This window comes from Legionella tunisiensis (assembly GCF_000308315.1).
Taxonomy (GTDB): Bacteria; Pseudomonadota; Gammaproteobacteria; order Legionellales; family Legionellaceae; genus Tatlockia; species Tatlockia tunisiensis.
On the sequence record NZ_CALJ01000070.1, the window covers coordinates 1 to 5,244 of the forward strand.

Here is a 5,244-nt window from a genome sequence, read left to right on the forward strand (position 1 = left end):
AAACCGTTTATGCGCCAAATGATGGCTATATTTTTGATACTTATTACCGGGAAGGAGAGTTTGTAGGTAGTCAGCAAGCCATACTTTCCCTCTTGCCGCCTAACAATGTCCATATTGAGTTTTTTGTACCGGTAGAGGCTCTAACTCAATTGCGGCGAGGGCAAGAGATTTCATTTCTTTGTGATGGCTGCATGAAAACGAGCCAAGCTACCATCAATTATATTTCTCCTGAAGCACAATATATTCCTCCTCTTGTCTATAGTCGCGACAACAATGATAAATTGGTTTTTCGCATCAAGGCAAAACTTAGGTACCCCGATGAATTTAAACCTGGGCAACCCGTATCGGTATTTTTACCATGAACAAAATCGGTGTTATTGATGTAGTTGATTTACGTAAATCCTTTGACGATAAAATAGTTGTCAATGACGTTAGTTTGTTTGTAGCAAAGGGTGAGGTTTTCGGCTTTTTAGGACCCAATGGTAGTGGGAAAACAACAACTATTCGGATGTTATGCGGGTTATTAACCCCAGACGGAGGACGGGGCACTTGTTTAGGGTACGATATTCTGACTGAATCAGAAAAATTAAAAACAAGTTGGTTATATGACGCAGAAATTTAGTTTTTATACGGATTTAAGTATTGAGGAAAATTTAAATTTTATTGCCCGTGTTTATAATCTTGATAAAAAGAAGGAACGAGTGGAGCGAGCACTGGACGATCTTGGTTTGATGCGTCGGCGTCGGCAATTAACCGGACAATTATCAGGTGGATGGAAGCAACGCGTAGCACTCGCTGCATGCTTGATACATGAACCTCAATTGCTACTACTTGATGAGCCTACCGCTGGTGTTGATCCAATAGCGCGTCGCGAGTTTTGGGATAAGATTCATAATTTGAGTGAAAAAGGAATTACAACCCTTGTATCTACTCATTATATGGATGAAGCAGAGCGCTGTACTCGTCTTGCTTATTTGGCCTATGGCAATTTATTGGTAACAGGTACCGTTAAAGAAGTTATTGATGCTACCAATTTAAGTACTTGGCAAGTAACAGGTGAAGTGACTACACACTTGCTGCAAGAAGTAAAAACTATGGACGGAGTGACTCAGGCCGCATTATTTGGTAACCAGCTGCATATTTGTGGTTATGAACGAGAGAAGGTAGAAGCAAGTTTAAGTCAGCTAGCTAAAGAGACGTCTATAACCTGGCAAATTATAGAACCTACCTTGGAAGATGCTTTTATAAGTCTGGTGAAAAAATCAGAGGGAGAGCTCAGTTGAGAGAAGAGGCAATTTCTCGCCTGCTTGCTGTTATGGCAAAGGAATTTATTCAAATGGCTCGTGACCGAGCAACCTTTGCAATGATTATTGGCATACCCTTAATACAACTAACTTTGTTTGGTTTTGCAATTAATACGAATCCGCGTAATTTACCAACGGCCATTGTTAATCCCGATTATAGTGATTTTGGCCGTCGAATCCTGGTTGCCATGCAAGATTCGACTTATTTTCACTTTGTAAAGCCAGCATCAACCGAGGAAGAGGCACGCGCTTGGTTGAAAAAAGGTGACGTACAATTTGTAGTTAATTTTCCACCTAATTTTTCCCATGACTTGGTTAAAGGCCTAAAGCCAACTTTGTTACTGGAAGCGGATGCTACTGATCCTGCAGCAACCAGTCGTGCAGTTTCAGTATTTAGTGAGCTAGCTTCTTTGGCTTTGAAAGAAGAGCTCGTTGGACCTTTAAATAACTTGGCTGCCGGTTCTCCACCATACAACCCGATAGTCCATGCTATTTATAACCCATTGGCGATCACTGCCTATAATATAGTACCTGGTCTGTTAGGTGTGGTACTGACAATGACTATGGTGATTATTACCGCATTAGTCATTACTCGGGAATTTGAACGTGGAACTATGGAGAATTTGTTAGCGACTCCCCTGAAACCTATGGAGGTTATGGTTGGGAAAATTGTTCCCTATATTATCGTAGGATATTTACAAGTATTACTTATTTTATGTATGGCTAAATTTGTGTTTGATGTACCCATGCAAGGCAGTATTTTACTGTTATTACTGCTCTGTTTACCATTTATTGCTGCTAATCTGGCGGTAGGTTTGACCTTTTCCACGCTTGCTACTAATCAGCTACAAGCAGTACAAGGTGCGATGTTTTCTTTTTGCCTTCTATTTTATTGTCAGGGTTTATGTTTCCATTCCGCGGTATGCCGGATTGGGCGCAATGGCTAGGTAATTTTTACCTTTAACGCATTTTTTAGTGATAGTTCGCGGGATTTTGCTAAAGGGAAATGGATTCTGGGAGGTGTGGCAACAAGTAATCCCGATTATCGCTTTTATGGCTGTGGTCATGACCATTGGTTTTAAACGTTATCGCAAAACACTGGATTAAGTCATGAATTGACAAACGGTTTTTTCTACCCGCTCATCTATTAATACGCTAACATGATCTGCTCCTGGCAATAAAGCGAGTGCAGCGTGAGGGTATTGTTGACAGAAAATGATTGATTCACTAGGCAGAATTGAATCGTCTTTGTCGCCATGAATACAGAGAAAGGGGGTTTTAGCGTTATTGATATAATGCCGAAAATCAAGTTTGCTCAAATCCGTTATAGCATGTTGGCGAAACAATTCGCGCAAGAGAAGAAAACCACGACCGCTTAATTTGAATTGCCTGGCTAATTTACTTACTGGCGTGCGCATGCGGGTTGGTGATGCTAGAAGGACTACCCGCTCTGGCTCCGCATCAAGTTGCCACTCGGGTAGCTGACTGGCAAGATTTAACGTGTTCAATAGCATAGAACCACCGAAAGAGTGGCCTACTAAGCCATAGAATGGACCAAAATCATTCAATATATGTTTTAGTAATAAAACAGCATCGGTCCATGGTAATTGCATGCCCTTTGCTTCGCCGTGTGCTGGAAAATCAAGCGCATAAACATCAAAACCTTGCTGATGAAGAGCGCGTATCAGGCGAGCCATGTAAGCTGCCCGCGACATCCAACCATGGGTAATGAGTACTTTTTTGGCTGTTGAGTGGTCATGAGGAGCAAAGTGATGAAGGACATGATGACGTGGATAAATACAGTGAATGACCTCAGTTCGGTTTTCCAGGAAAAACTCGCAAGCACGACGTGCAAAAATTCGCGATATGGTTTTTCAACAGGCAGATGAATAGGGGTAATGAATAATTGATAACATAGTTGAGCGTGAATATAGTCTCTAAACTCAGTCAAGGTACTAGCAAGCATAATTCCAATCCATGTTCGAACTATAAATTGATCATAGTTCAAGAAAGATCAATTTGGGCATTATTATAATAAAATTGTATAAGCATATAGTGAGCCAAGTGGAATGCATCGTTGAATATATAAAATCAGCAGCTTGAATATTGGAAAGAGAACGACTAACAATCAGGTACTGGACATTTGCCAATATCGATTTAGACTGTAAGCAATTGGAAAAAAGGACGGGTATGCATACATCGAATTATCTTTACCATCATGGTGAACAGGAATTACATGGGTTTCTTGCTTATGATGATGAAAATGATCAACCGCGGCCGGCAGTTTTAGTTGCTCATGATTGGAGTGGGCGTAATGAATTTGCTTGTGAAAAAGCCCAAATGATCGCTGAGATGGGATATCTTGGTTTTGCTTTGGACATGTATGGACATGGGCGCATAGGAGCGAGTACTCATGAAAAAATGGGACTTATGCAACCTTTAGCCAATGATCGTCGCTTACTTCGCGAACGTATTCGGGCTGCTTATGATGCATTAATAGCCATGCCCGAGGTAGATATTAATCGTATAGCAATAATAGGGTTTGTTTCGTGGACCCTGTGTGCCTTGGATTTAGCTCGTAGTGGGGCTGAACTAAAAGGTGTGGTTAGTTTTCATGGTTTATTAAATAAACCGGAAGAAAAGCTGGCTAGTCATCCTATCCACGCTAAAATTCTGGTTCTGCACGGTTATGACGATCCGATGGTGCGGCCTGAGCAAGTCAATGAGTTCTGTCAGGAGATGACAGAGGCCAAAGTAGATTGGCAAGTGCATATGTATGGTCATACTCAACATGCGTTTGCTAATCCACATGCACATGATACGCAATTAGGCACAATTTATAATGCTAAAGCAGAACGCCGAGCTCTCCAGGCGATGGTTAATTTTTACAGGAAATCTTTGTTTAAAATTTTATTTGTTGAGAGGTTGAATGGTCAGTTTGGCCTCTCCATGGCTTTGCTCCTCTTTTCAAAAAAGAGTTTCGATAATAGCATAGCTTAGCAGGGCGTTTGCACCAGTTACTTATTATGTACACTCTCATTTAAATCATTGATAATCGGAAAATACAAAAACATAAATAATCTTCAACAGCAAATTATCCACCTGTAATCAACTTCAAGGATTAAACAGTATGCTTATAATTTATTTTCTTGTTGGTGTGTTTACAGGCTTACTAGCCATGTTGTTTGGTTTTGGTGGTGGCTTTGTGGTTGTCCCTATCTTATTCTGGCTCTTACCTTGGCATGGTGTAACGATGGAATTAGCTATGCATATTGCTGTTGGTACTTCACTTATGTTGATGTTAATCAATATGATGTATACCACCACGTTGCACTTTCGTAGTCAAAATTTAGATATTCCCTTGCTAAAGCAAATGCTGCCTTTACTAATTGTGGGCGCCATTATTGGTGCATCAACTGCAAACATAATCGATGCCCAATGGTTAAAATATATTTTTATGACGTTAATAGGATTGGTTTTATTGCGCACAATTAAACAGGAGTTCTTTAAAAAAGATTCATCTGTAGCAAGAAAGCCAAGTAAAACCACATTAAGGGTAGTAAGTCTTATAACGGGTACGATTGCTTCACTTCTGGGAATTGGTGGCAGTGTAATTATTGTGCCTTTTTTCAGGTATTACCGCGTCCCAATGAATAAGGTATCTGGGTTAGCGAATGCGCTAGCTATTCCGAGTGGAGTTGTGGGTAGTATTATTTTTGCATTAGCAGGTTCTCAAGAAACCCATCTTCCACCTTATAGTACAGGTTATATCTATTGGCCTGCAGTACTCGGTATTTTTATTGGTAGTATCCTAGGGGTACGGTTAGGAGGTTATTTAAGTGAGATTATGCCTGATATCTTATATGGAAAAATTTATGCTTTGTTATTGGTATTAGTGTTTATAAGCATGGCCCTTCATTAGGACTAGCTACATTTCTAC

Annotated in this window: 7 protein-coding genes and 1 pseudogene; 7 read left to right on the plus strand and 1 reads right to left on the minus strand. The window is 40.4% G+C overall.

The annotated features are described in order from the left end of the window. The 5 genes from BN58_RS05460 to BN58_RS35800 form a co-directional block, all read left to right on the plus strand. A partial coding sequence (locus BN58_RS05460; RefSeq protein ID WP_019215981.1) for an HlyD family secretion protein occupies positions 1-362 on the plus strand: 362 nt, incomplete at its 5' end. Then, positions 359-622, plus strand: a complete 264-nt coding sequence (locus BN58_RS35795) for an ATP-binding cassette domain-containing protein (RefSeq protein WP_198009827.1) — start codon at positions 359-361, stop codon at positions 620-622. The genes BN58_RS05460 and BN58_RS35795, both read left to right, overlap by 4 nt. After that, entirely contained in the window at positions 606-1,283 is a 678-nt protein-coding gene (locus BN58_RS22395; protein WP_198009828.1) for an ABC transporter ATP-binding protein, read from the plus strand. Before BN58_RS35795 ends, BN58_RS22395 begins: the two co-directional genes overlap by 17 nt. Continuing rightward, a complete protein-coding gene (locus BN58_RS22400) occupies positions 1,280-2,251 on the plus strand; it encodes an ABC transporter permease (RefSeq protein WP_232220365.1) in 972 nt (323 codons plus the stop codon). The genes BN58_RS22395 and BN58_RS22400 overlap by 4 nt, the downstream gene beginning before the upstream one ends. Before the next feature lie 28 nt (positions 2,252-2,279). Next, on the plus strand, positions 2,280-2,411 hold the full coding sequence (locus BN58_RS35800; protein WP_269570097.1) for a hypothetical protein: 132 nt from the start codon (positions 2,280-2,282) through the stop codon (positions 2,409-2,411). On the opposite strand, the pseudogene BN58_RS22405 reads toward BN58_RS35800, so the two are convergent. After that, positions 2,408-3,270: pseudogene (locus BN58_RS22405) on the minus strand (alpha/beta hydrolase). The gene BN58_RS35800 and the pseudogene BN58_RS22405 sit on opposite strands and share 4 nt — an antisense overlap. A 224-nt stretch (positions 3,271-3,494) precedes the next feature. On the opposite strand from BN58_RS22405, the gene BN58_RS22410 reads away from it, so the two are divergent. Beyond that, entirely contained in the window at positions 3,495-4,304 is an 810-nt protein-coding gene (locus BN58_RS22410; RefSeq protein WP_083852118.1) for a dienelactone hydrolase family protein, read from the plus strand. A 130-nt stretch (positions 4,305-4,434) separates the two neighbouring features. Beyond that, positions 4,435-5,226, plus strand: a complete 792-nt coding sequence (locus BN58_RS05485) for a sulfite exporter TauE/SafE family protein (protein WP_019215984.1) — start codon at positions 4,435-4,437, stop codon at positions 5,224-5,226. Positions 5,227-5,244: the final 18 nt, after the last annotated feature.

Excerpts from the sequence above, each read along its gene's own strand:
- BN58_RS35795 (WP_198009827.1), top strand. The coding sequence starts at position 359 with ATGAACAAAATCGGTGTTATTGATGTAGTTGATTTACGTAAATCCTTT.
- BN58_RS22395 (WP_198009828.1), top strand. The coding sequence starts at position 606 with ATGACGCAGAAATTTAGTTTTTATACGGATTTAAGTATTGAGGAAAAT.
- BN58_RS22410 (WP_083852118.1), top strand. The coding sequence starts at position 3,495 with ATGCATACATCGAATTATCTTTACCATCATGGTGAACAGGAATTACAT.
- BN58_RS05485 (WP_019215984.1), top strand. The coding sequence starts at position 4,435 with ATGCTTATAATTTATTTTCTTGTTGGTGTGTTTACAGGCTTACTAGCC.